Origin of the sequence: Virgibacillus natechei, assembly GCF_026013645.1 — a bacterium.
Taxonomy (GTDB): domain Bacteria; phylum Bacillota; class Bacilli; order Bacillales; family Amphibacillaceae; genus Virgibacillus_L; species Virgibacillus_L natechei.
In genome coordinates this window covers 2,163,799-2,189,635 of sequence record NZ_CP110224.1, presented here as the reverse complement: position 1 = coordinate 2,189,635, position 25,837 = coordinate 2,163,799, and the positions used below count along the sequence as shown (strand labels likewise).

Sequence of the window (25,837 nt, the reverse complement as noted above, 5' to 3'; positions counted from 1 at the left end):
ACAAAAGACGATGTAGTGACAATTCTTTTCGGTGGGACGAGTAACCGCAGTCCCACTCATTTAGAAAATAGCCTTTTTAAACGAATTTTTGAATAATAGGTATCTGTTTCAATTCTTCTTTCGTAATAAATCGTAATAAAAATAAAAATACAATATAAACACATGTTAATAGAAATAGTAATAGAATAAAAATTATAATATTTGGATTCATATTTTCGTATAAATTTTTAAATATACTTCCCATACCCCATGTCATGAAGATTAAGGCAATCATTTTACTAATGTCTTTAAAAGGGAGGAAGAAACCGATTTCTTTTTGTAATGCAACTAAATGTAATAGTGTAACTAGTACAACGCCGACTGACATCGCAACCGCAACGCCCATAATCCCAAACTTAGCATTAGAAGCTAAAAATACGAGCACAATGAACTTACATCCTGCACCGATCAAACTATTCCACATTGCAGGCTTAGCCAAATCAAGGGCTTGCAAGGCAGCTTGTAAAGGCGCTTGAATATACAGTAAGATAAAGAAAGGAGCCATAAAAGTCAAAAACCTACTTGCATTACCAGTGCCATACATATATGTTAATATTGGTACAGCAAAAAGCGATAACACTATTGTAGCAATAGCACCTGATGCAAAAGAAATGCGAATAGATTGATGAATTCGGTAGTGAATTAACTTTCTATCCCTATTTGCAGCTGCCTCCGAAATAGAGGGTACGAGTGCGATAGATAAAGACTGGGTGATAAATGTAGGTAGAAATAATAATGGGAGTACATATCCAGTCAACTCACCGTATTGTTTGGTAGCCATCGAGGTAGAAATCCCTGCAATGGCTAAACTTTGTGCAACTAATATTGGTTCAAGAAAGTTGGAAAAAGAGCTGATCAAACGGCTACCAGTACTAGGGAGTGCAATCGAGAATAACTCTTTTACGGTATCTTTGCTTGAGTTTAGGTACGCAAAAAAACGTGGCCTTATCCTCATTGTTCTCTTTCGCTTGAACCTATTTATCATATATAGTAAGGAAACAAATTCACCAAGTATGATACTAAACATTGCACCCGCAGCAGCGTATTCAACGCCAAAAGGTAATAATAGATTGATAAAAATAGCCACACATGTAATACGGACAATTTGTTCAATTACTTGCGCATAGCTTTGTGGTTTCATATTTTGTTTTCCCTGGAAGTAACCACGAAGTACGGAAGAAATAGCTACAATAGGGACAATTGGACTTATGGCTAATAAAGGAAATAATGTACGATCATCTGTCAACAAGGTTGTAGCAATAAATGGCGCTGCCAGAACCATGCCAATTGTAAACACGATACTGGATATTCCTGTTATAATTAAAGATACGATTAATATTTTTTTGATTTTAACCTGGTCATTGTTTGCTTCAGCTTCAGCTACACGTTTTGCAATAGCGACAGGCAACCCCAGCTGGGTAAGCGTCATGACTAGAAAGAGGGTTGGCAAGGCCATCATATAGAGGCCAACACCTTCTTCACCCATCATCCTGGCAACGACTAATCGGTTAATAAACCCTAAAAATCTGGTAATCATGCCAGCAAAAATTAAAATCAATGCACCTTGTAGAAAAGTTTGTTTGGTCATTACCTAAGACCTGCCTTCTCAAAAAATAAAATTTCATATACAATGATATATATGCAAGTATTTAGTCCAAGCATGACAAGAAGAAAAATATACTCCAGATATAGGGGGATTTATCGTGGATATGGAACAAACAATTAATGAGTGGAAACCGTTTGTTAAACCTGCTTTGGATAGTAAAGTGAATGAGTTTCGTGTAATGGGATATTCAAAAGCAACAGAGGAAGATATTTGGAATTGTCTTGTGCAAAAGGTCTGGAAAGGTAATCCAAATAAACGACTACATGAAATCGTGCAGGATGTTTTTCACCTTGGGTCGAATATTTATTTAAGTTACTTGACCGTAAATGCATATCAGGATGATGATTTAATGGCTTCTATTTCGGCTTTAACAGGTGGAGATGAAGTGGAATCGTGAGGAAATTACATACATATTACCCGTGCGACTAAGGGAGGAAATGGCGGATGAAGATGAGAGGCAGAATAATTGCCTTTTTTCTGATCGTACTAGTACTACTGGGAACGATTGGAACAACGGTTATAGGACTTACAAAAGATATAAATTTAGGGCTGGATCTGCAGGGTGGATTTGAAGTCTTGTATGAGATTGAACCAGTGGATGAAAGCCAAGATGTGTCAAGGGATTTATTAGAAGGAACGGTACAAACTTTAAATGATCGTGTTAATCGTCTCGGTATCAGTGAAGCAAACATAGATATTGAAGGGGAAGATAGGATACGTGTTCAGTTGGCTGGGGTTGAAAATCAAACAGAAGCCAGAGAAATGTTGGCAACATCTGCCAGGCTTTCCTTCCGTGATGTAGATGATAATGAGCTGTTAGATGGATCAGATGTAAATGAAGGAAGTGCAACACAGGATTTCGATCAGACAACAAATTCACCAATTGTAACCTTGCAATTACAAGATGCTTCTAAATTTGGTGAAGTAACCACGCAAATTAGAGAAAAGGGAGTGCCGGATAACCATTTGGTAATTTGGATGGATTACGAAGAAGGGGATTCTTATGAGGAAGAAGTAATGAAGGAAGACCCTAAATTTGTATCTGCTCCACGGGTGACAGAGACTTTAAATACAACCAATGTACAAATTACTGGTAACTTTACAGTGGAATCTGCTCAACAATTAGCCGATGTCATTAATTCGGGCTCTTTACCTGTTAATATGACGGAACTATACTCAAATTCGGTTGGAGCACAGTTTGGTGAAGAAGCATTAAATAAAACAGTGTTCGCTGGGTTTATAGGGATAGGGACAGTCTTTTTACTTGTAATGGCCATCTATCGTTTTCCTGGATTAATTGCGGCTATAAATTTAAGTGTTTATATCTATTTAGTTTTATTAATCTTTACGTTAATGAACGGTGTGCTGACACTTCCTGGAATTGCTGCCTTAATTTTAGGTGTGGGTATGGCTGTGGATGCTAATATTATAACGTTTGAGAGAATTAAAGAAGAACTACGAACAGGTAAATCGGTTATGGCTTCATTTAAAGCTGGAACAAAAAACTCTTTATCAACCATAATTGATGCTAATATTACAACCTTATTAGCTGCATCCATTCTATTCATCTTCGGTACAAGCTCTGTACAAGGGTTTGCAACGATGTTAATAATCAGTATCTTAGTTAGTTTCCTTACTGCAGTATTTGGTACAAGACTCTTACTAGGTTTATGGGTAAAGAGCCGCTTTTTATCAAAGCGTACAGGCTGGTTTGGTGTGAAAAAAGAGGAAATTAGGGATATTGCTGATAAAAATGAAGTAGAACCAACGATCTTTAATCGTGAATTGAATGTTGTAAAACATCGGAAGAAATTTTTAAAAGCATCAATCGCAATTTTGGTACTGGGTGGAATATCACTTTCATTGTTTCAATTAAACCCAGGAGTCGATTTCTCAAGCGGCTCGCGTGTTGAAGTGGTATCTGATAATAGCCTAACAACCGAAGAAGTACAAGAAGGGTTTGAATCTCTAGACTTAGTGGCGGAATCAATTGTACTTTCAGGTGATAATAATGACATCGCAGTTACGCGTTTTGATACAGTGCTTTCAGAAGAAAAAGTAGCTGAGGTCCAGCAGTTTTTTGATGAAAGGTATGGTATACAGCCAAGTGTGAGTGTTGTATCACCTATCGTTGGGGAAGAGCTTGTTAAGAATGCTGTATACGCAATGTCAATAGCCTTTGTGGGTATGGTGTTATACGTAGCAATACGGTTTGAACTGTTTTTTGCTATTACAGCGATTATTACATTATTGCATAATGTGTTTATCATGATGGCCGTGTTTAGTTTTACCCGAATAGAATTTGATGTAACGATAGTAGCGGCTGTACTCACAATTGTAGGTTATTCCATAAATGACACAATCGTAATCTTTGATCGAATTAGAGAGAATCTACGTAAGAAGAGAAAACAAATAACAACCTATAAAGAACTTGCTACGATTGTAAATAGAAGTATCGTACAATCATTAACGAGAAGTATTAATACAACGCTCACAACATTGACTGCTGTCTTAGCCTTCTTGTTTTTGGGAGCCGAATCAATTACAGGATTCGCAATTGCTTTAGCAGTGGGCTTATTAGCAGGTGCTTATTCTTCCTTATTTATTGCAGCGCAACTTTGGTTAGTGTGGCGTGGGAAAATGATTAAGAAAAGGCCTGTGGATTTCACAAAGAAAGAAAAGGTGGAAGGACCACAAGTATAATTTCTTGCCCCCTTGTTACGAGACGAGTTGTAACAAGGGGGCATGCTTAACTACAGAATAAAAAGGGTACGGTAACTTATATTGAATATAAGGAAGGAGGGTTTGAATAGTATGAGAGGACAGTCATACGTTATTCTGGCTATTATTTTCGTGATTATTATAGCGGTGTTCGCCGTAACAAATGTGGATCCAGTTGAAGTTAATTATTTATTTTGGAGTGGCGAGTCCCCGCTAATATTGATTATATTGTTCTCCGTATTGATGGGTGGAATTATTACTGCATCTGTTGGTGTCTTGAAAATGTATCAATTGCAACGCGAAGTTAAAAAGCTGCAAGTTGAAAATAAAAAAATGAGCACGAAACTTCAAGAAAACGATCTACTGGAAATAGATCCTGAAGAAGATTCTTCAAATGAAAAAAACGAAAATAATAAAAAATAATTCTAATTGCCACCCCTGTCTCAGTCTAGTATAATAGATTAGTCAGGGGTGAAATAATGATAAAGAGTAAGGCAAATTGGAAATTTAATACCATACAGGATAATACATTACAAGGGACGGATAATTTACGTAGTTTATCCCCCGTTTTAAAAGAACTACTAGTACAAAGAGGTATTACCACAACAGAGTCAGCTTCAACGTTCCTATCACCTGATATAGATGATTTACAAAGCCCGTCAAGTCTTGATTCTATCGATAAAGCTACTGAGCGTGTACATAGAGCAATAGCAGATCAAGAAAAGATTCTGGTGTACGGAGACTATGATGCTGATGGTGTAAGTTCAACGACCGTTCTATTAAAAGCATTGGTAGAACTTGGTGCGGATTGTGATTATTATATACCAAATCGATTCACAGAAGGTTATGGACCGAATGAAGAAGCGTTTCACGAAGCATACAGAAATGGATTTCGCTTAATCATTACAGTTGACACTGGAATAGCTGCTGTCCATGAGGCTGCTGTAGCGAAAGAATTAGGTATTGACTTAATCATTACAGACCACCATGAAGTACAGGAACTACCAGATGCTTATGCGATTATTCATCCGAAATGTTCACCTGATTATTTATTTAAAGATCTGGCTGGAGTTGGTATAGCTTTTAAGTTTTCTGAACAATTACTCGGCTATTTTCCAGAGCACCTTTTAGGATTTACTGCAATCGGAACCATCGCCGACTTGGTTCCATTAGTCGATGAGAATAGAATCTTGGCTTATTATGGATTACGCTCCCTTACATCAACAATTAACCCCGGACTTATATCTTTAAAACGCGTAAGTGAAATAGAAGGAAACGTTAGCGAAGAGGATGTTGGATTCTCAATAGGTCCAAGAATAAATGCAGTTGGAAGGTTGCAAAATGCAGATCTAGCAGTTCAGTTGTTGATGACAGAGGATCAGGATGAGGCAGATGAAATAGCCGAAGAGATCCATCGTATAAATCAGGAAAGACAAAAGATTGTTAACGATATAGTGAAAGAAGCAGAAGAAATGGTAGAAACGGATGAAAAACAAGATGTTATTATTGTTGCAAAAGAAGGATGGAATGAAGGTGTCCTTGGTATTGTTGCGTCAAAACTTGTTCGAAAGTATGACCGACCAGCGATTGTACTGGTTGTAAAGCCTGAGACCTCTCAGCTAAAAGGTTCTGCAAGAAGTATTCCTGCGTTTGACCTTTTCCAAAATTGTATGAAAATCCGGGATTATTTCACGAATTTTGGTGGACATTCCCAAGCAGCAGGTATGTCAATCCCCTTGGATAACATGAAGTTGATACAAAACGAACTAAATAGACTTATTAACGAACAGCTTTCTGAAGAGGATTTTAAACAGGTGGTTGAAATAAGTAAATCACTTACGATTCCTGAAATTAACGAAGAACTGGTTAGTGAAATTGATCAGTTGGCACCGTTTGGAATGAAAAATCCAAAACCTGCCTTTCAAATAAAGGAAATTCCTCATGATGCGCGTCAAATCGGAAGCCTGAAAAACCATCTTAAACTTCAATTTAAACAAGACAATAAATCACTTGAAGGCATTGGGTTTGGCATGGGAGATCTATACACTCATATTTCACCACAAACACCCATTTCCATTGTAGGTGAGTTAGGAATAAATGAATGGAATGGGAATAAAAAACCACAAATTATAATGCGTGATATGAAAATTGAGGAATGGCAATTGTTTGATCATCGTGGCAAGAAGCATGTTGATATCTCGTCATATGAAAGGAACAATAGAAATTTAATCATCAGTAATCATACGGACCAACTATCTTCAATGTCTGAGCAGATTTCATACAATTCTACGCTTAGTACCGTACAAGAAGTGGATGTATTATATATTTTTGATTTACCGATGGATTTAAATCACTTGAGAGAAATTATCAAAGCAACGAAGCCTGTCAATATACACGCATGTTATTATGTGGAAGATAGTGCGTATTTGAAAGCTTTTCCATCCAGAGAAGAATTTAAATGGTTCTATGCATTTATTCAAAAAAGAAAAAAAGTAGACTTAAAACAGGAGTTAACGACTATCATGAAAGCGAAAGGATGGAATAAAGATAATATAATCTTTATATCAAAAGTGTTTTTTGAACTAGGATTTGTTAAGATAGAAAATGGAGTTATTGAGATAAACTCAAACCCTGTAAAAAGAGATCTACAAGATTCGCGTTTATACCAAGAACGTTTACTAAAAGCAGATATAGAAAAAACATTATACTATTCAAACTATCAGGAATTAAAACAATGGTTCGCAGATTGCATGAGCTATTTGGAAAGTCCCGAGGAGGAGCTAACCCATGGATTATAAACAATATGTTAAAATAGTAGAAGATTGGCCAAAAGAAGGAATTCAATTTAAGGATATTACGCCGTTAATGGATAATGGGAAAGCATTTAAGTCTGCGGTAGACGAAATTGTAGCATATGCTCAGGAAAAAGAAATAGACATTGTTGTTGGTCCGGAAGCTCGTGGCTTTATTATTGGCTGTCCCGTTTCCTATGCATTAGAGGTAGGTTTTGCACCAGTAAGAAAAGAAGGGAAACTACCTCGCGAAGTAATTAAAGTAGATTACGGGTTGGAATATGGTAGTAACGTCTTAACTATACATAAAGACGCAATCAAACCAGGGCAACGCGTATTAATAACTGATGATTTACTTGCAACTGGTGGTACAATAGAAGCAACAATTCAATTAGTTGAAGAACTTGGCGGTATTGTAGTGGGGTGTGCATTTATAATCGAACTTAGCTACCTTGATGGAATGAAAAATCTTAAAGGGTATGACGTCATGAAATTAATGAGTTATTAACTATTATCTATAGGTCTGACGAGGCTAATTGTATCGTCAGACCTATTCTTATACATTTATTAGCTTTAAAATCGATAATAGATGGACATAGCGTAAGAAAAAGCATATAATTGAAACTATTTAATACGTTAAAAGTATCAATTTTAATTCTATGATCTCAAGCAATGAATAAAGGTGATTAAATGGCAAAAGACGATATTTTAACAATAGAAGATATTATAAGCGAAGCTCGCCAGTTTTTAACGGAAGACGAAACTACGTTTATTCGTCGCGCCTATGAATTTGCAGCAGATGCTCACAAAGACCAATACCGGAAATCTGGCGAGCCTTATATTATTCATCCGGTTCAAATAGCTGGAATTTTAGTTGAGTTGGGCATGGATGCAGAAACAATTGCTGGCGGTTTATTGCATGATGTTATTGAAGATACAGCTATAACTCTCCAGGAGTTGGAAGATGCATTTAACGCGGAAGTAGCGATGCTAGTTGATGGCGTAACAAAGTTGGGTAAAATTAAATATAAATCAAAGGAAGCGCTACAGGCAGAGAACCACCGAAAAATGTTTGTTGCGATGGCGAAAGATATTCGCGTCATCCTAATCAAGCTTGCAGATCGCTTGCATAATATGCGGACACTAAAACATTTAAGCCCAGAGAAACAACGACGTATTTCCAATGAAACGCTGGAGATATTTTCCCCATTAGCACATCGTTTAGGTATATCAGCAATAAAATGGGAATTGGAAGATACAGCTTTAAGGTACTTAAATCCGCAGCAATATTATCGTATTGTGCAATTAATGAAACAAAAAAGGGAACAGCGTGAATCTTATATTGAAGAAGTAATGAGTGAGGTTTCAAATCAGCTTAAAGATGTTAATGTTGAAGCCGATATGTCTGGGAGACCAAAGCATTTATATAGTATTTACCGGAAAATGATAAAGCAAAATAAACAATTTAACGAAATTTATGATTTACTAGCAGTTCGAATTATTGTCAACAGTATTAAGGATTGTTATGCCGTTTTAGGAATTATCCATACCTGCTGGAAACCAATGCCGGGACGGTTTAAGGATTACATCGCGATGCCTAAACCAAATCTCTATCAATCACTGCATACAACAGTCATTGGGCCAAAAGGTGATCCACTGGAAGTACAGATACGAACGAAAGAAATGCATGAAATTGCCGAATATGGAATTGCAGCACATTGGGCATATAAAGAAGGACGTCAAGTTAACAATAATAAACAGTCATTCGAGGAAAAGCTAACGTGGTTCAGAGAAATATTAGAGTGGCAAAATGAAACAAATGACGCAGAGGAATTTATAGAATCACTTAAGGTTGACCTGTTTTCCGATACGGTGTACGTATTTACACCTAAAGGCGATGTAATTGAACTTCCTTCTGGATCCGTACCACTGGATTTTGCTTATAAAATTCATACAGAAGTGGGAAATAAAACCATTGGTTCAAAAGTGAATGGTAAGATGGAGCCGCTTGATTACAAATTGAACAATGGAGATATTGTAAATGTAATGACATCCCAACATTCCTATGGACCTTCACAGGATTGGTTAAAGATCACCCAAACATCACAAGCGAAAAACAAGATTAAACAGTTTTTTAAGAAACAGCGTCGTGATGAGAATGTTATCAAAGGTAAAGATGCAATTGAGAAAGAAATACGTGCATTATCCATCGAACCTAAAGAAGTATTGACACAGGATAACCTGCAACGAGTCTACGAAAGATTTAGTTTTACCAATGAAGAAGATATGTACGCAGCTGTTGGTTATCAAGGCCTAACTGCTGCATTGGTTGCAACTCGACTTACAGAAAAAATCCGACAGACTAGAAAAGAAGGACATAATCTGGAAGAAACGCTGGAAGTAGTTAAAACCGATGTTAAAGATAATAAAAAGTTAGATAAAAAAGATTCTGGTGTTAAAGTAGAGGGTGTCGATAACTTACTGGTTCGGTTATCCAAATGCTGCAATCCAGTACCTGGTGATAAAATTGTTGGATATATAACAAAAGGAAGAGGTGTGTCTGTTCATAGAACGGACTGCCCAAATGCTCAAACGGAAGAAGCAAAACAACGTTACCTCTATGTAGAATGGGAAAGTAACCAGGCAGCAAAAAAACAATATCATGTTGATTTAGAAATATCTGGATATGATCGTAGGGGCTTATTAAATGAGGTCTTGCAAGCAGTGAATGAAACAAAAACGAATATCACTCAAGTAAATGGTCGATCTGATAAAAATAAAATGGCCATCATTCAAATAACCATTCTTATACATGATACCATTCACTTAAGAAGAATTGTTGATCGGATTAAACAAATTAAAGAAGTTTATACAGTTACGCGTACAGTACATTGATAATACTCGGTTTACAATATAAATTTTAAGTTTTTTCGTAAGTACTGGGACTGCGCTTACTCGTCCCACCGAAAACCTTTGTTGCTTTTAAACTTCGCAGTTGATGTAAAAGACGACGCATTGACAATTCTTTTGCAAACGCTGGTTGAGAGCAGGGATTCGCTACGAAAACACATTTCGCGCACCTTAGGGCGGCTGGTGAGACCCTTAGCCAGGGCAAGGCCGTGCCTGCGGAAAGCATCCGCCCGGAGCGGTCCCGAACGGCGTTTATAGCAAACACTTATAGAAACAGCAGTACGTCGTCTTTTATATATTTTGTGTTTAGAAAACTTGGCATTCACCAAGCATTTAATGGTGGGTGCCTTAGTTGCACTTATACAGTAGGAAAGTTTTATTTTCCTATCTGCCAAAAACAAAAACTTTAAAAAAACAGCCTTAAGAGGAAAGACAAGTCCTATAGTTAAGAGTAAAAGGGGAATTAATCAATGAAGGCAGTTATACAACGAGCAAATAATGCAAACGTAACCGTCAATCAAGAAATAGTTGGAGAAGTGGAACACGGCTTGGTTGTTCTACTTGGAGTGACGCATGAGGATAAGTTTGAGGATGTGCAATATCTTGTGAATAAGATCACCCATCTACGTATCTTCGAGGATGAAAATGAAAAGATGAACCTTTCCTTACTAGACGTGGCAGGGAGTGTATTGTCAATATCACAATTCACATTGTTTGGTGACACACGAAAGGGGAGAAGACCTAGTTTTATGCGAGCCGCAAAACCGGAATATGCAAATAAACTATACCAAGAATTTAATCTATTAATTAGAGAGCAAGGAATTTCTGTTGAAACCGGTGAATTCGGAGAAAAGATGGATGTACAATTCACCAACACAGGGCCAGTAACGCTAATATTGGATAGTAAAGAAAAGTAGTAATGGAATGGCTAAAGGCCACCCATTACTACTTATTCGTTCGCAAAGTATTTTCTTAGACCGTTTACAATACCTGTTACCATTTGTTTTTGATATGAATTTGTTTCAATGCGTTCTTCCTCTTCGGTATTGGATAGAAAACCTAATTCCAATAGTATAGACGGTTTAAGGGTTTGCCGGATTACCATCAAATCTTCCTGGTTCGTGCCGCGATCATTAGTGCCTGTTTCGTTAATAATTTCTTCTTGAACATACTCTGCTAACTCCTCATCTTGGTCATGATAGTAAAAAGTTTCCGTACCAGTAACATTAGGTAATTCAGGAATGCTATCGTAATGAAGACTTAAAAAAACATCCGTATCCATGGTGTTTGCAAAACTTGCTCTGCTTCCCAGTGATATAAAGTCATCATATGGTCTGGTGAGTAGTACCTCAGCTCCTAATGTGGTAAGTTCATTAGCTAGTTCCTGTGCTGTTTGATAAGTAAAGTCCTTTTCATAAGTATCAGATGCGCCGATTGCTCCTACATCACGTCCGCCATGTCCTGCATCAATCACAATCGTTTTACCTGTAAAGTCAGATGAGGATTTGTATTTATCTCCATCCACTAGTTGCTTTAAAACAAAAGCATTTGCTTCCCCGTGTTCTACCTCATACCAATCGCCATCTTGATCAATTGCATTATAGGTAGTTCCTGTATCAGCGAAATGAATAATCTCATAATCTGTAGATGGACCATTACGAAATTGTGTATTGTCATGTTGGATGGTTATTGTCATTTCAGTGAAATCTTCGGGTTCACTTTTTAATGTTATGTATTCTGTCGTAATCCAGCCTGTTCCATCATCAAGCTCAACTTCTACCCATTCATCCTGTTTATTAATGACCGTATACACTTGATCAATATCAGCTTGTCCAACTGTATCAAAGTCTGTACCTGGACCACTTCGTATATTTAGGTTGTCCACGTTTATTTCAGCTTCATCTGCATGGGTAGGGATTGACAATAGAATAAGTAAGCAAAGTATGCTAATTAGACCAGTTATCATCATTTTCAATCGCAAAAAAATTCCTCCTTCCTATACCATAATCCTTTTCTAAGTATAATAAAAATGTTGCTTTTAGGCAAAGCTAACAATGGAATATTTATTATCACATGAGGAATGAGGAGGAAATCTTACTTGCGAATTCAAGAAAAGCAGTGGAATTCATTAAATAATAAAGAAATGAGCGGCGTGAGCTTTCATCGCTTTATGGAATTAGAAGGACATGCGAATCACATGGAGATTGCGGAAGAGTTAGGTATATCGTTAGGTGAAGTAAGAATGTTAAAGAAAAAGGTTAATCGGACTTGACATTCGTACACGTAAAGATTAATATAATAATCATTCAAGTTAGTGAGAAAATCTTGGCTTTGCTTGGCGAATGCCAATTTTTAAAAGTCTCGATGATGATAATCTTCCTTTGCAAATAAGGAAGGCTATAAGCTATAGTTAATAAAATAGTAAAAGCCGTTGAAGGAGAAAGTAGTTGGAAAACATATGGGAAGAGAGAGAATGTCTTAGGCTGTAAACATTTTCACATAATGATCCAATGAAAGACATTCCAAAGGATTTATACTGAAAAATAAGTAGGTATAAACGTCTTGCAGGCGTTAACTGTGAAGAGTGGATGCAACATATTGCATCAATCAGGGTGGCAACGCGGGTTAACTCTCGTCCCTTATTTTAATAGGGGACGGGGGTTTTTTCTATCTTAGCTCAATTTAACGGACAGGTCGATTAAAGTGGACAAGACACTTCCTTTAAAAAACCACTACATAAAGTGAAACTTCATTCCGTGGGGGGTTACAACGTACAAATGTTTTCGATGGGGCGAGCATTTACGCACAGTCCCAATGATTCACGGTGGGACGAGCATGTACGCACAGTCCCAGGATGTGACGTATAGTCGACCTACCCGTTAAACTGTGATAAAAGTTTTATATTATAAAGTATGGAGGGGGAAAATCAAATGAGTATGAAAGCGCCACGAGGTACGGTGGATATTCTACCGGAAGACGCTAGAAAATGGCAGTTTGTTGAAGATCAAATTAAGAAAGTGTGCGACCGATTCCATTTTAGAGAAATTCGCACACCATTATTTGAACATACGGAGGTTTTTCAGCGTGGAGTAGGGGATTCAACTGATATCGTCCAAAAAGAAATGTACACATTTGAAGACCAGGGTGGAAGAAGCTTAACACTCAGACCAGAGGGGACGGCTTCGGTTGCACGAGCATTTGTGGAAAATAAACTATTTGGTAATCCCAATCAGCCCGTCAAATTGTATTATTTTATGAATATGTTTCGATATGAAAGGCCGCAAAAAGGCAGAATGCGTCAATTGAACCAATTCGGTGTGGAGGTATTAGGAAGTGCTGATCCAGCGATAGATGCTGAAGTTATTGATCTGGCAATGACTTGCTATCAAGAGTTGGGTTTAACATCATTAAAATTGGTTCTTAATACGTTAGGTGATAAAGAAAGTAGAAATAATCATCGGAACGCATTAGTGGAGCATTTTACCCCACATATCGATGAGCTTTGCAACGATTGTCAAAATCGTTTGACACAGAATCCGTTGCGAATTTTGGATTGTAAAACTGATCAAGACCATTATTCAATGAAAACGGCACCTTCTATATTAGATTATTTAAATGAGGATTCAAATCAATACTTTGAGACGTTAAAGGATTATTTAACAGTTATGGGGATAGATTATGTGGTTGACCCAAACTTGGTTCGTGGACTTGATTATTATAATCACACTGCTTTTGAAATTATGAGTGAAGCAGAAGGATTTGGGTCCATTACGACGTTAGCTGGTGGCGGTAGGTATGATGGATTAGTAGAAGAATTTGACGGCCCCAGAACCCCAGGAATAGGTTTTGGCATGGGACTCGAACGTTTATTAATGGGTCTAGAGGCAGAAGGGAATGAAATCCCCGATGATAAACAATTAGACTGCTTTCTTGTAGCAGTTGGAGAACAATCGGAAAAAGAAGCGGTTAAACTACTTCATAAATTAAGAAAAAATAAAATTCAGGTAGATAAAGATTATCAAGGCCGTAAAATGAAAGCACAATTTAAAGCGGCAGATCGATATAAAGCAAAGTATGTATTAATTTTAGGTGAAGATGAAGTTAAGAACCAAACCATTAAGGTAAGGTCAATGGAGACTGGAGAACAAGATGACATTCCTATGGAACAGTTAGTCGAAACGATGCAAGAGAAGCTTTTAGGAGGAACAGGCAATGAGTGAACGAATATTAGCTGGTACACTGAGTGAAAGAAACATAGGCGAAACGGTTTTATTAAAAGGTTGGGTGCAAACGCGGCGTGATTTAGGTGGTTTGATTTTTATTGACCTACGTGATAAATCTGGAGTGGTGCAAATCGTCTTTAATCCTGATGCATCTGAAGAAGCTTTGAAAATAGCTGAGAATGTACGTACGGAATATGTTATCGAACTAAAAGGGAACGTTTTAAAACGAGATGAAGCAACCTTTAATCCAGTCATGGAGACAGGGACAATTGAAGTGATGGCAACAGGTATTACACTATTAAATAAAGCTAAAACACCACCATTCGAGATTCAGGATGACACAGACGTTTCTGAAGACTTGCGTCTGAAATATCGTTATATTGATTTACGTAGAAGTTCGTTGCAGGAGACTTTTAAGCTTCGCCATAAAATTACACAAGCTGTCCGAAACTTTCTAAATCATGATGGATATCTGGAGATGGAAACACCAATTCTCACAAAAAGCACACCTGAGGGAGCTCGTGATTATCTGGTTCCCAGTCGTGTTCATCCAGGTGAATTCTATGCATTACCGCAATCACCACAACTGTTTAAACAGATGATCATGATGGGTGGATTTGAAAAGTATTATCAAATTGCACGGTGTTTTCGAGACGAAGATTTACGAGCAGATCGCCAGCCCGAATTTACACAAATTGATATCGAAGCATCTTTCTTATCAAGTGATGAAATAATGGAAATGACTGAAAAGATGATGCAACAAGTGTTAAAGGAAGTCAAGAATGTCGATATATCATTACCACTAAAAAGAATGCCTTATGATGAGGCAATGTATCGCTTTGGTTCGGATAAACCAGACACTAGATTTGGCATGGAATTCGTTCATGTATCAGAAGTTCTTGCTAACTCTACCTTTAATGTATTTCAAGGTGCTATAGAATCGGGTGGGAAGGTTTGTTTATTAAATGTAAAAGGACAAGCAAAAAATTTTTCCCGCAAAGATATTGATAAGCTAACCGAATTTGTAAAAATATATGGTGCGAAGGGTCTTGCATGGCTAAAAGTAGATGGTGATGAACTGACTGGGCCAATAGCTAAATTTTTATCTGATGAAGAAAAGGCTGGACTAATATGGAATGCCTCTGCAAGCGATGGAGATTTGTTGCTATTTGGATCTGGTAGGACGTCTACAGTATATGACAGTCTTGGTGCTTTACGTTTAAAACTTGGTCAAGAATTAGAGTTGATCGATCAGTCGAAGTATAATTTCTTGTGGGTAACAGATTGGCCACTTTTAGAGTATGACGAATCACTTGACAGGTATTTCGCTGCCCATCATCCGTTCACATCACCGGTCGAAGCAGATATCGATAAACTGGAAACTGATCCAAGCAATGTACGTGCAAATGCATATGACCTTGTCCTAAATGGATATGAATTAGGTGGGGGTTCTTTAAGAATCCACAAGAAAGAGCTACAGGATCAAATGTTTAAGGTATTAGGGTTTTCAGAAGAAGAAGCACAGGAGCAGTTTGGGTTTCTATTGGAGGCATTGGAATACGGTACACCACCACATGGAGGGGTAGCATTAGGGTTAGATCGAATTGTTATGTTATTGGCAGGTAGAACGAATTTACGTGACACCATTTTATTCCCGAAGACTGCTTCAGCTTCTGATTTATTAACTGATGCACCAAGTGAAGTAGTCCATACACAATTAGACGAGTTATCTATTCAAGTGAATAGAAAAGATAACTAACAAATTAGAAAAGTAATATTGATAAAAGATACTTCCTATGTTAAGATGAATTTACAAAGAAAGAAGGCAATCAATCCTGATGTGTTCGTCTATTAAAAGTGTTTTGACCGAACACCTATATACTTGGGAGCTTAACTCGTTTCTGGGTTGCATGCATGCCTCGTTTTTAAACAGAGGAAGCATAAAAAACCTAGAGCAAAGCACCCACCTGCCTAAAGCGGGATCAAAACTTACAATTAGACGGCACGATTGGGATTGATTGTATACATAAGAGATAAGTTAATGATAACGGACTCGGGTTATACGCTTTTAACAAAGTGTATAACCCGAGTCCGTTTTAAGTGTGAAACCTTTTATCACAGAGCTCGTTCGTTTGAACCTTGAGCCATTTGTTGTAGGTTTCCATTTTTATCCATTCGAAAGGCTGGCGTTGTGTTTGAGCCTTGATCATCTAATACCGTCATCTTTCTTGCTCTATCCATGATTTGAATAAATGTTTGGTAATCTTCCTGGATGGTAGATAATTGACTTTCGGTCTGGGCTAGTTGCTTTTCCAAGGCATTTATTTGTTCTTTTAAACCAAGATTCTCTTTTTTCGTTTGTTCAAGTGATACTTTTGATTGGTTTGAAGCGTAATAGTCTTTTTTCACTTCTTTCAAGTATTGAATAACCATACCCATATTGATAGATGGTTCCTTCGACGCTGGAGGTGTGATTTCACCAAATTCGACATTACCAGCAGTATCTCCCTCATAGTTTTCTGGTAGTGTAATAACTGGTTTCCTCACCCTCGGTATATTTGACACCATGGCTCGTTTCTTTTCTTTTCGTTGTCTTTTTGCAAGATCAATAGCATTATCATATTTCATGCGAACTTCTGCATTCCAACGAAAACCGCAAGCGGCTGACGTTCGGTTTAACTTGTCCCCAACTTCCTCGAATGCGTTTAGTTGTGTACTACCTTCTCTAATGTGGCGTAGTACCGTTTCTGCCAATAATAGGTCATCCTCATGTGACCAGGCATCCTGTCTTACTTTAACCAATAGGTTCAACTCCTTCTCGATAACAATTACATAGATTTCATATATTTACTATTATTGTTACCGGAAGAGATAGGAATTATACCTTCTTGTTTTTATCATTTTGGATTTTTTCATAAACTTGTTTGATAGCTTGTTCAAATTTACCAGAGTTTTTAGGATTGTAATAGTTTTTGTATTTTATAGAATCAGGTAAATACTGTTGATTCACCCAGCTGCTTTCATAGTTGTGCGGATATTGATAGTCAAGTCCTCTCCCTAATGTTTTTGCACCTTGGTAGTGCGAATCCTTTAAATGTGCAGGCACGTCCCCACTTTTTCCATTGTGAATGTCAGACAATGCTGAGTCTAAAGCTTTGTAAGCCGTATTTGATTTTGGTGATAAGCATAATTCAACAATTGTCACAGCTAATGGAATTCTAGCCTCTGGGAAACCTAACCGTTCTGCGGCCTCGACAGCAGCGAGCGCTCGCGGTCCAGCTTGTGGATTAGCAAGACCAATATCTTCATAGGCCGTTACAATCATGCGACGACTAATGCTTTCCAGATCCCCAGCTTCAATTAATCTAGCTAAATAGTGGAGTGCGGCATCAACATCACTACCACGGATCGATTTTTGAAACGCTGATAATACATCGTAATGAGCATCTCCACCCTTATCATGGGAAAAGCTTTTCTTTTGCATGCATACTTCAGCTGTATCTAAATTAATAACGATTTGATTTTCCGGGTTACTAGGTGTTGAGGAAACAGCTAATTCAAGGCCGTTTAAAGCGGAACGAATGTCTCCATTGGCACTATTAGCAAAATGATCAAGCGCTTCCTCCGTGATCGTAATGTCTTCTGTCCCAAATCCCTGCTCATTGTCCTCTTTCGCTCGTTTCACAGCTGTTTTGATGTCGTTGGCAGTTAGTGGGTGCAATTCAAATAAGTGGCATCTACTTCTAATTGCCGGATTAATGGAGTGATAAGGGTTACTTGTTGTACAACCTATCAAAGTGACTAAATTACTCTCAAGGTGCGGAAGAAGGAAGTCCTGTTTTGCTTTATCCAATCGATGAACCTCGTCCAAGACAAGCACAACCTGCCCCATCATTTTCGCTTCTTCCACAACGATCTCCATATCCTTCTTTTTATCGGCGACGGCGTTAAGTTTTTTGACAGGTATATCCAGACTTTTTGCTAATGCAATTGCCATTGAAGTTTTCCCTGTACCAGGTGGTCCGAATAAAATCATCGAGGCTAACCGTTCAGCTAAAACCATTCGATTTAAAATTTTCCCTTCGCCAACAAGATGTGTCTGTCCAATAATTTCTTCTATATGTACTGGCCTCATTCGTAAGGCAAGTGGTGTTTGCTTCATTTTAATCGTCCTTTATATTATAATAATAGATTGGTTAATTAAGCGTAATTGTGAAACGGTAAAAATGCAAGAAGTAGTGGTTTCATGCTATAATATCATGTATTAATGGACGAATGGTAATGATAATGGAATGTATTTAAAAATAGAGGTGTATTTTAATGAAGATTTCGACCAAAGGAAGATACGGTTTAACAATAATGATTGATTTAGCAAAACAGCACGGAAATGGTCCGACATCGCTTAAGTCGATTGCGCGTGAAAATAATTTATCGGAGCATTACTTGGAACAGTTAGCGTCTCCACTACGAAACGCAGGACTTATCAAAAGTGTACGCGGCGCATATGGTGGCTACGTATTAGCCAATGATCCTAAGGAGATTACCGCTGGAGACATTATTCGTGTACTTGAAGGGCCTATTACGCCCGTAGAGGGAATTGAAGATGAGGAGCCGGCAAAGCAGGGATTGTGGATGAGAATACGTGATGCTGTAAAGGATGTGCTTGATACAACAACATTAGAAGATTTAAGTTCTTATAATGATAACGAGCCTCAAGAAGCATATATGTTTTATATTTAAAGATTAGTTAGATTAGGAAGGATTTTTAAACATGGAAGAAATCTATATGGATCATGCAGCAACAACACCGATGGATGAAGAAGTTATTCAAACAATGTTACCTATATATCATGAAGTGTTTGGTAATCCCTCTAGTGTTCATTCTTTTGGTCGAAAAGCAAGGCAACAGTTGGATGAGTCAAGACGTGTTATGGCAAAGAGCATCCATGCGAATGAGAAAGAAATTATTTTCACCAGTGGTGGAACGGAAGCTGATAACTTGGCAATTATTGGTACTGCGTTAGGAAATCGGACGAAAGGGAATCATATTATTACAACAACAATTGAACATCATGCAACACTGCATACAGTAGAAAATTTAGAGAAACAGGGATTTGACGTAACTTATTTACCCGTTTATTCGGATGGTAAAATAGCATTGGAAGACCTTAAGAAAGCTTTAACAGAGGAAACCATACTCGTTTCCATAATGTTTGTTAATAACGAGACAGGGGTTATCCAACCGATTACAGCAATTGGTGAACTATTGAAAGACCATCAAGCGTATTTTCATACAGATGCAGTTCAAGCGTTTGGTTTATTGGATATTAATGTGAATGAGTTAGGTGTAGACATGTTAACCGTCTCTTCTCACAAAATTAATGGGCCGAAGGGAATTGGCTTCCTATATGCTGCTGAAAACATTAAATTAAACGCCCTCCAATTTGGGGGAGAACAGGAGCGAAAACGTCGCCCTGGTACGGAGAATGTTGTTGGCGCCGCTGGTTTTAAAAAAGCAGTTGAACTGGCAATAGATAACAAAGAATCAAGAAGCATGCTTTATCAAGACCACAAGCAGCAGTTTCTTGCTGAATTAAGCACAAATAATATTAAGTTCGAAGTAAACGGGGATTATGACTCAACCATAGCTTCGATTGTGAATATAAGTTTTCCAGGCACAAATGTAGAGACACTTCTGACGAATTTTGACCTGGAGGGTATTGCGGCTTCTAGTGGCAGTGCATGTACGGCCGGGTCTGTAGAGCCATCCCATGTATTATCCGCAATGTTCGGTGAAAATAATGAATGTACAACCAATTCAATTCGTTTTAGTTTTGGGATATATAATACAACGGAAAATGTAAAAGAAGCAGCTAGACGGGTTGCAAAAATTGTAAATCGATTAACTTAATAAAAGGTAGTGTTTAAAATGAAAAGCAATAAAGATATCCGCGTTGTAGTTGGTATGAGTGGAGGTGTCGACTCCTCCGTAGCTGCATTACAATTAAAAGAACAGGGTTATGATGTGGTTGGTATATTCATGAAAAACTGGGACGATACCGATGAGTTTGGGGTTTGTACGGCTACGGAAGATTTTGATGATGTTGTACGGGTGTGTAATCAATTGGATATACCATACTATGCCGTTAACTTTGAAAAACAATATTGGGACAAAGTGTTTACGTACTTTTTAGATGAATATAAAGCAGGAAGAACGCCAAATCCTGACGTGATATGCAACAAAGAGATTAAATTTAAAGCGTTTCTAGATCATGCCATGTCACTCGGAGCAGATTATTTAGCAACGGGACATTATGCCCAAGTTAGAAACAATAATGGCCGCTATGAAATGCTGCGTGGGTTTGATGATAATAAAGATCAAACGTATTTCCTGAATCAATTATCGGAAGAAGTGCTTGCCAAAGTAATGTTCCCGTTAGGTGATATACCAAAAACAAGGGTTAGGGAAATTGCGTTGGAAAATGGACTTGTGACAGCTACTAAAAAAGACAGTACCGGTATATGTTTTATAGGAGAACGTAATTTTAAAGATTTTTTAAGTGAATATTTACCTGCTCAACCTGGCGAGATGACTACAATGGATGGTGTAGTTAAAGGTCGTCATGATGGTTTAATGTATTATACGCTTGGTCAAAGACAAGGACTTGGAATTGGTGGTTCAGGTGATCCTTGGTTTGTGGTTGGTAAGAATCTGAAAGAGAATGTTTTATATGTAGAGCAAGGATTTTCTAATGAAATGCTATATTCAGAAGGGTTAATAGCTACAGAAGTTAATTGGATTAACCCAGATCTTATAGAAGACAATTTTACATGCACTGCGAAATTCCGTTATCGTCAACAGGATAGTGACGTACAAGTCAGCCTATTAGAAGATGGAAAAGTTTATGTACACTTTGCTCAAAGAGAGCGAGCTGTCACACCAGGACAAGCCGTTGTTTTTTATGATGGTGAAGTATGTTTGGGTGGAGGAACGATAGACGAGATAGTGAAAGACAATAAATCGCTTAATTATGTAGGTTAGTTAAGCAAGGAGTTATTAGTATGGATAAAAATACGCAGGCAATTAATTATATGAAAGAAAATAAATTTGAAGAAGCAGCAGGCATCTTTACAGAGATAATTGAAGAAAATCCAGAGGACCCAGTAGGCTATGTCAACTTTGGGAATCTATTACTTCATATTAATGACCTTACACGTGCACAACGTTTTTTTGAAAAAGCAATCGAATTAGATGAACATGTTGCTACAGCATATTATGGTTTGGGAAATTTGTATTTTGAACAGTCACTCTATCCAAAAGCACAGGAAAACTTCCAAAAAGCGATTGATCTAGGTTTGCTTGAAAGTGATGTATATTATCTGCTTGGTATGACATTTCAACATCAGGAACATTTTAAATTGGCTTTACCGTATCTCCTGCGAGCAACGGAACTTGATCCAGATGATGAGGAAGCCCTATTTCAATATGGACTTTCTCTAGCGCAAAGCGACCATATTACAGATGCTAAACCCGTTTTTGAAAGTGTTCTAAAAATGAATGCTGATCATAGTGATGCCCATTATAATTTGGGCGTGATTTCTTTATTTAATGAGCAATTATCAATAGCGTTAGATCATTTCGATGAGGCGCTTCGCATACAGCCAGATCATTTTCTTGCAGCCAATGGCAAGAAAAACGTAGAAGAAGCAATGAGTGAAAACGATAAGTAGGAGATAGTGAGGTTGTTTTTGATGGGATTAGACATGCAATCGAATGAAGAAAATGGATATATAAAAGGTAAACTTCTTTATACGATTTTTCATAATGAAAAAGAGCATTTTTCGATTTCAAAAATTAAAGTCGAGGATACAAATGAGAATTATAAAGAAAAAGAGATTACTGCTAAGGGCTATTTTTCTAATTTACAAGAACAAACAACCTATTATTTCTATGGCGTTTTCGAGAAACATCCTAAATTTGGTTTACAATATAAAGTCAATTCCTACCAAACCTTTATTCCTGACACGAAAGACGGTTTAATCGCCTACCTTTCCAGTGATTTATTTTATGGTGTTGGTAATAAAACAGCCACTCGAATTATCGATCATTTGGGTGAGAGTGCCATATCCAAAATTCTAAATAATACAGATGTATTAACAGAAGTTCCGGGAGTAAAAAGGGAAACGGCTGACTTATTGGTTAAAAGTCTCCAGGAAAACCAGGGATTTGAACACATTGTAATCTCTCTATCTCACTATGGTATTGGCTTAAAAATGGCGCAAAAAATATATCAAGAATATAAAGAAGCCGCGATTGACATTTTGGAGAAAGATCCTTATCAGTACGTATTTGACATAGATGGATTTGGTTTCCAAACAGCAGACGAAATAGCGAAACAGAGAGGGATCTCGCTCACACACCCAAATCGAATTGGTGCTGGATGTATTTATGTGCTACAAAAGAGTATACAGGAAGGTCATGTTTTTTTACCACTAAAGCAATGTATGAAACAAATGCTAGATTTGCTTTCCAATACCTCTTTATCTGATGAAATAATGATGGATAGGTTAAATGAATTAAATGGAAGCAAAAAAATTATCATTCACAATGGAAATGTTTATCTCCCATCCCTGTATTACGCAGAAGATGGATTTGCTTCCCATATAGACAGAATTATGACAAAACCGATAGAGAACGAGACGAATTTAGCAGAATTAATGAAGATAATTGGCGATATCGAAGACGAAGAAGTATTAAGCTATGGAAAAGATCAATTTGAAGCTATTAATCAATCCCTGCATTCTAAAGTTATGATTGTTACAGGTGGTCCAGGAACAGGTAAAACTACGGTCATTAAAGGAATTCTTAATGCATTTGCCACGATTCATGATATGACGCTCAATCCAGATGATTATGACAATGAAACTGATTTTCCTTTTGTGTTAACAGCACCTACAGGGAGAGCTGCAAAACGTTTAAATGAATCTACCGGACTCCCTGCCGTAACAATCCATCGTCTATTAGGCTGGGATGGGAAAGATGGATTTGAAAAAAATCACAATAACCAATTGGCAGGCAAATTTTTAATTATAGATGAGTTTTCTATGGTGGATATTTGGCTTGCAAATAGTTTGTTTAAAGCAATTCCTGACGATATGCAAGTGCTTATTGTTGGTGATGAAGACCAACTCCCATCCGTGGGGCCAGGTCAAGTGTTGTCGGATTTATTAAGCAGTGAAATGATCCCATTTGTTAGTCTTAATGAAGTATATCGGCAAAAAGAAGGTTCTAAAATAATTCATCTTGCTCATGAAATTAAAAATGATTCAGATATCCAGTTGGAAAATGATAAAGACTTCAGCTTTATACCATGCAGCGAATATCAACTGATAGACGTCATTACAAAAATTTTTGCTAAAGCTAAAGACAAGGGAATTGATGTAAAAGATATCCAAGTGCTTGCACCAATGTACCGTTCCCAGGCTGGAATCACCTCGATAAATAAAGAATTGCAGCAACTAATTAATCCAAAGACTTCAAGAACGAGAGAAGTAAAAGCTAATGATGATGTGGTGTACAGGGTTGGAGATAAAGTTCTGCAACTTGTTAATCAACCAGAAAATGGGGTCTATAATGGAGATATAGGTGAAGTAGCAGCTATATTTGAAGAGGATGAAAATAAAGAAAATGTAGAACAATTAGTGCTTTTATTTGAAGGTAAGGAAGTCGTTTATGAGCGTAAAGATTACGTGAATATTATGCATGCATATTGCGTATCGATCCATAAATCACAGGGTAGTGAATTTCCAATTGTTATCCTGCCAGTTGTTTCTGGATACAATCGAATGCTTCGCAAAAATTTGTTGTATACAGGAATTACGAGAAGCAAAGAGTCCTTAATTATTTGTGGGGAAGAAAATGCATTCTTGCGTGGTGTACGCACAATGGATACGAATAAACGATATACAACATTGAAGACACAATTGACAGAAAGACTGGAGTCCATTACCTTCATCTCTAATGAAGATTCTAATGAAAAAGAAATCACACCATACGATTTTATGTAAATTAATGTATATTATTTTAATTTTAGGGTTAGCATAACGTAATAAACTTTATTTAAGGAGTTATACGTATGTCACGATGCCCGAATTGTAGTGGAAAGGATATAGGCAAAATTGGTTCACAAAACTATTATTGCTGGACATGTTTTATCGAAATGTCAATTTTCAATAATGAATTAACTATTCATCAAGTTGAATCAGACGGATCTTTAAGTTCCCTTAATGACTTATTTTCTGAAGAAGAAAGAAAAATATAATGATAACCTTTAGTTACAAAAGCCTCATTATCTATGTACTAAGGGGAGATCAATAATGTTTGGAAATAAAAAAGCGATAAGCCTCCTTTATTGGCTTATCATTGGTATTTTTGTGTTTTTATTTTTATACTTACTTGTTATACTTTTTCCACTCTATGGATCTCTTGTTTCATTTGTAATGCAACTTCTATCGCCATTTCTTGTTTCCTGTTTAATTGCCTATCTCCTTTACCCCGTTATTAAAAAATTGAACAGTTATAATATACCTAGAAGTTTAGCCATTCTAATGATTTACATACTATTTTTTGGTGGTGCTGCTTACTTAATCTATCGTGTCTACCCTGTTGTAATGCATCAATTACATGATTTAAATGAGCAATTGCCTGTTCTTATTCGTATGTATGAAAGCTTAATTTATCAAATATATGAATACACTTCATTTTTACCTGAGACGGTGCATGACAAAATAGATCAACTCATCACAAGAGTGGAAGTCGGACTGGAAAATATACTGGATAAATTAGTTGGAGGCTTTACAAGAGTATTTGATATGATCGTTTTTTTAACCGTTATTCCTGTACTCGTATTTTATTTCATGAAAGATTATAATAGTATAAAATCATATTTCAAACGATTTATTCCTAAAAAGTATCAGGTACAGGTAAGCAAGTTGGTTTATTCAATAGACGAAAGTTTGGGTTTTTATATACGGGGGCAATTAATCGTTAGTTTCTTTGTTAGTCTTGCTTCATGGATAGCTTTTCAATATTTAGATATAAAATATGCGCTACTATTAGCAATTATTATGGGATTGACAAATATCATTCCCTATTTTGGCCCCATAATTGGAGCAATCCCTGTGGTAGGTATTACGCTAGCGACATCTGGGGAATTAGTGATTTTTGTATTGATTGCTATATTTGCTATCCAAATAATGGAAGGTAATCTATTATCTCCCTATATTGTTGGGAAAAGTATTAATATTCATCCAATAGCCATTATATTTGCGTTATTACTTGGTGGACAGTTATTTGGAGTAATTGGAATGATTGTGGCAGTACCACTATTAACAATAATGAACGTAATCACGAAACATGTGATGGCAATTAGACAACGTGATGATTGACATTGAGTCTAAAGTTTTCTATACTATCGCTAAGATAAATAATTAGTTACTTTATAATTTAAAGCGTCTGAAGGTTCTAAGTACATGATGTTCGATTT

General features: G+C 37.0%; 21 protein-coding genes, 1 other RNA gene and 1 other annotated feature. Of the genes, 18 read left to right on the top strand and 4 right to left on the bottom strand.

Annotated features, from left to right (window positions below):
* Positions 1–76 precede the first annotated feature (76 nt).
* Positions 77–1,627 carry a stage V sporulation protein B gene (gene spoVB, locus OLD84_RS11455; RefSeq protein ID WP_209461997.1) on the bottom strand — a complete coding sequence of 517 codons (1,551 nt, stop codon included), beginning with the start codon at positions 1,625–1,627 and terminating at the stop codon, positions 77–79.
* Between the two features lie 121 nt (positions 1,628–1,748).
* Here spoVB and OLD84_RS11450 point away from each other — a divergent pair, with 121 nt between their 5' ends.
* The 7 genes from OLD84_RS11450 (at position 1,749) to dtd (ending at position 10,985) form a co-directional block, all read left to right on the top strand.
* On the top strand, positions 1,749–2,042 hold the full coding sequence (locus tag OLD84_RS11450; protein WP_245301480.1) for a post-transcriptional regulator: 294 nt from the start codon (positions 1,749–1,751) through the stop codon (positions 2,040–2,042).
* 47 nt (positions 2,043–2,089) lie between these two features.
* Positions 2,090–4,348 (top strand): protein translocase subunit SecDF, encoded by a 2,259-nt coding sequence (gene secDF / locus OLD84_RS11445; protein WP_209461995.1) that lies wholly within the window; start codon positions 2,090–2,092, stop codon positions 4,346–4,348.
* A 111-nt stretch (positions 4,349–4,459) separates the two neighbouring features.
* The gene (locus OLD84_RS11440; RefSeq protein WP_209461994.1) at positions 4,460–4,789 is read left to right on the top strand and encodes a LapA family protein; all 330 of its coding nucleotides are present in this window, start codon (positions 4,460–4,462) and stop codon (positions 4,787–4,789) included.
* A 56-nt stretch (positions 4,790–4,845) separates the two neighbouring features.
* Entirely contained in the window at positions 4,846–7,164 is a 2,319-nt protein-coding gene (recJ, locus tag OLD84_RS11435) for a single-stranded-DNA-specific exonuclease RecJ (protein ID WP_209461993.1), read from the top strand.
* Positions 7,154–7,666, top strand: coding sequence for an adenine phosphoribosyltransferase (locus OLD84_RS11430; RefSeq protein WP_209461992.1), 513 nt, complete (start codon positions 7,154–7,156; stop codon positions 7,664–7,666). Before recJ ends, OLD84_RS11430 begins: the two co-directional genes overlap by 11 nt.
* A gap of 182 nt (positions 7,667–7,848) precedes the next feature.
* Positions 7,849–10,053, top strand: a complete 2,205-nt coding sequence (locus OLD84_RS11425) for a RelA/SpoT family protein (protein ID WP_209461991.1) — start codon at positions 7,849–7,851, stop codon at positions 10,051–10,053.
* Positions 10,054–10,538: 485 nt separating this feature from the next.
* Positions 10,539–10,985: a D-aminoacyl-tRNA deacylase gene (gene dtd, locus OLD84_RS11420; protein ID WP_209461990.1), complete on the top strand. Its 447-nt coding sequence runs from the start codon at positions 10,539–10,541 to the stop codon at positions 10,983–10,985.
* A gap of 32 nt (positions 10,986–11,017) precedes the next feature.
* Here dtd and OLD84_RS11415 read toward each other — a convergent pair whose 3' ends face one another.
* A complete protein-coding gene (locus tag OLD84_RS11415; protein WP_209461989.1) occupies positions 11,018–12,049 on the bottom strand; it encodes an N-acetylmuramoyl-L-alanine amidase family protein in 1,032 nt (343 codons plus the stop codon).
* A gap of 117 nt (positions 12,050–12,166) precedes the next feature.
* On the opposite strand from OLD84_RS11415, the gene OLD84_RS11410 reads away from it, so the two are divergent.
* From OLD84_RS11410 to ssrS, 4 genes are all read left to right on the top strand, one after another.
* Positions 12,167–12,340 (top strand): hypothetical protein, encoded by a 174-nt coding sequence (locus OLD84_RS11410; protein ID WP_209461988.1) that lies wholly within the window; start codon positions 12,167–12,169, stop codon positions 12,338–12,340.
* A 150-nt stretch (positions 12,341–12,490) separates the two neighbouring features.
* Positions 12,491–12,711: a binding site (T-box leader), on the top strand.
* 287 nt (positions 12,712–12,998) lie between these two features.
* A complete protein-coding gene (gene hisS / locus OLD84_RS11405) occupies positions 12,999–14,288 on the top strand; it encodes a histidine--tRNA ligase (RefSeq protein ID WP_209461987.1) in 1,290 nt (429 codons plus the stop codon).
* Positions 14,281–16,050 carry an aspartate--tRNA ligase gene (aspS, locus tag OLD84_RS11400; RefSeq protein WP_209461986.1) on the top strand — a complete coding sequence of 590 codons (1,770 nt, stop codon included), beginning with the start codon at positions 14,281–14,283 and terminating at the stop codon, positions 16,048–16,050. Before hisS ends, aspS begins: the two co-directional genes overlap by 8 nt.
* Before the next feature lie 70 nt (positions 16,051–16,120).
* Positions 16,121–16,310: non-coding RNA, 6S RNA (gene ssrS, locus OLD84_RS11395), on the top strand.
* A 96-nt stretch (positions 16,311–16,406) separates the two neighbouring features.
* Here the strand turns inward: ssrS and OLD84_RS11390 are convergent.
* Positions 16,407–17,093, bottom strand: coding sequence for an RsfA family transcriptional regulator (locus OLD84_RS11390; protein WP_209461985.1), 687 nt, complete (start codon positions 17,091–17,093; stop codon positions 16,407–16,409).
* A gap of 76 nt (positions 17,094–17,169) precedes the next feature.
* A complete protein-coding gene (locus tag OLD84_RS11385; protein WP_209461984.1) occupies positions 17,170–18,453 on the bottom strand; it encodes a replication-associated recombination protein A in 1,284 nt (427 codons plus the stop codon).
* A 158-nt stretch (positions 18,454–18,611) separates the two neighbouring features.
* Between OLD84_RS11385 and cymR the strand changes: the two genes are divergently transcribed.
* From cymR to OLD84_RS11350, 7 genes are all read left to right on the top strand, one after another.
* Positions 18,612–19,031 (top strand): cysteine metabolism transcriptional regulator CymR, encoded by a 420-nt coding sequence (cymR, locus tag OLD84_RS11380; protein WP_209461983.1) that lies wholly within the window; start codon positions 18,612–18,614, stop codon positions 19,029–19,031.
* A gap of 31 nt (positions 19,032–19,062) precedes the next feature.
* Positions 19,063–20,202, top strand: a complete 1,140-nt coding sequence (locus tag OLD84_RS11375; RefSeq protein ID WP_209461982.1) for a cysteine desulfurase family protein — start codon at positions 19,063–19,065, stop codon at positions 20,200–20,202.
* An 18-nt stretch (positions 20,203–20,220) separates the two neighbouring features.
* Positions 20,221–21,333, top strand: a complete 1,113-nt coding sequence (mnmA, locus tag OLD84_RS11370) for a tRNA 2-thiouridine(34) synthase MnmA (RefSeq protein ID WP_209461981.1) — start codon at positions 20,221–20,223, stop codon at positions 21,331–21,333.
* Positions 21,334–21,353: 20 nt separating this feature from the next.
* Positions 21,354–22,022 (top strand): tetratricopeptide repeat protein, encoded by a 669-nt coding sequence (locus OLD84_RS11365; RefSeq protein WP_209461980.1) that lies wholly within the window; start codon positions 21,354–21,356, stop codon positions 22,020–22,022.
* Positions 22,023–22,043: 21 nt separating this feature from the next.
* Entirely contained in the window at positions 22,044–24,359 is a 2,316-nt protein-coding gene (recD2, locus tag OLD84_RS11360; RefSeq protein WP_209461979.1) for an SF1B family DNA helicase RecD2, read from the top strand.
* A gap of 68 nt (positions 24,360–24,427) precedes the next feature.
* Entirely contained in the window at positions 24,428–24,613 is a 186-nt protein-coding gene (locus OLD84_RS11355) for a hypothetical protein (protein ID WP_245301471.1), read from the top strand.
* Positions 24,614–24,668: 55 nt separating this feature from the next.
* Positions 24,669–25,739 (top strand): AI-2E family transporter, encoded by a 1,071-nt coding sequence (locus OLD84_RS11350; protein WP_209461978.1) that lies wholly within the window; start codon positions 24,669–24,671, stop codon positions 25,737–25,739.
* The last annotated feature ends 98 nt before the right edge of the window (positions 25,740–25,837 follow it).

Excerpts from the sequence above, each read along its gene's own strand:
- OLD84_RS11350 (WP_209461978.1), top strand. The coding sequence starts at position 24,669 with ATGTTTGGAAATAAAAAAGCGATAAGCCTCCTTTATTGGCTTATCATT.
- OLD84_RS11385 (WP_209461984.1), bottom strand. The coding sequence starts at position 18,453 with ATGAAGCAAACACCACTTGCCTTACGAATGAGGCCAGTACATATAGAA.
- dtd (WP_209461990.1), top strand. The coding sequence starts at position 10,539 with ATGAAGGCAGTTATACAACGAGCAAATAATGCAAACGTAACCGTCAAT.
- OLD84_RS11355 (WP_245301471.1), top strand. The coding sequence starts at position 24,428 with ATGTCACGATGCCCGAATTGTAGTGGAAAGGATATAGGCAAAATTGGT.
- OLD84_RS11430 (WP_209461992.1), top strand. The coding sequence starts at position 7,154 with ATGGATTATAAACAATATGTTAAAATAGTAGAAGATTGGCCAAAAGAA.
- aspS (WP_209461986.1), top strand. The coding sequence starts at position 14,281 with ATGAGTGAACGAATATTAGCTGGTACACTGAGTGAAAGAAACATAGGC.
- secDF (WP_209461995.1), top strand. The coding sequence starts at position 2,090 with ATGAAGATGAGAGGCAGAATAATTGCCTTTTTTCTGATCGTACTAGTA.
- recD2 (WP_209461979.1), top strand. The coding sequence starts at position 22,044 with ATGGGATTAGACATGCAATCGAATGAAGAAAATGGATATATAAAAGGT.
- spoVB (WP_209461997.1), bottom strand. The coding sequence starts at position 1,627 with ATGACCAAACAAACTTTTCTACAAGGTGCATTGATTTTAATTTTTGCT.
- mnmA (WP_209461981.1), top strand. The coding sequence starts at position 20,221 with ATGAAAAGCAATAAAGATATCCGCGTTGTAGTTGGTATGAGTGGAGGT.
- cymR (WP_209461983.1), top strand. The coding sequence starts at position 18,612 with ATGAAGATTTCGACCAAAGGAAGATACGGTTTAACAATAATGATTGAT.
- OLD84_RS11440 (WP_209461994.1), top strand. The coding sequence starts at position 4,460 with ATGAGAGGACAGTCATACGTTATTCTGGCTATTATTTTCGTGATTATT.
- OLD84_RS11365 (WP_209461980.1), top strand. The coding sequence starts at position 21,354 with ATGGATAAAAATACGCAGGCAATTAATTATATGAAAGAAAATAAATTT.
- hisS (WP_209461987.1), top strand. The coding sequence starts at position 12,999 with ATGAGTATGAAAGCGCCACGAGGTACGGTGGATATTCTACCGGAAGAC.
- OLD84_RS11450 (WP_245301480.1), top strand. The coding sequence starts at position 1,749 with ATGGAACAAACAATTAATGAGTGGAAACCGTTTGTTAAACCTGCTTTG.
- OLD84_RS11425 (WP_209461991.1), top strand. The coding sequence starts at position 7,849 with ATGGCAAAAGACGATATTTTAACAATAGAAGATATTATAAGCGAAGCT.
- recJ (WP_209461993.1), top strand. The coding sequence starts at position 4,846 with ATGATAAAGAGTAAGGCAAATTGGAAATTTAATACCATACAGGATAAT.
- OLD84_RS11375 (WP_209461982.1), top strand. The coding sequence starts at position 19,063 with ATGGAAGAAATCTATATGGATCATGCAGCAACAACACCGATGGATGAA.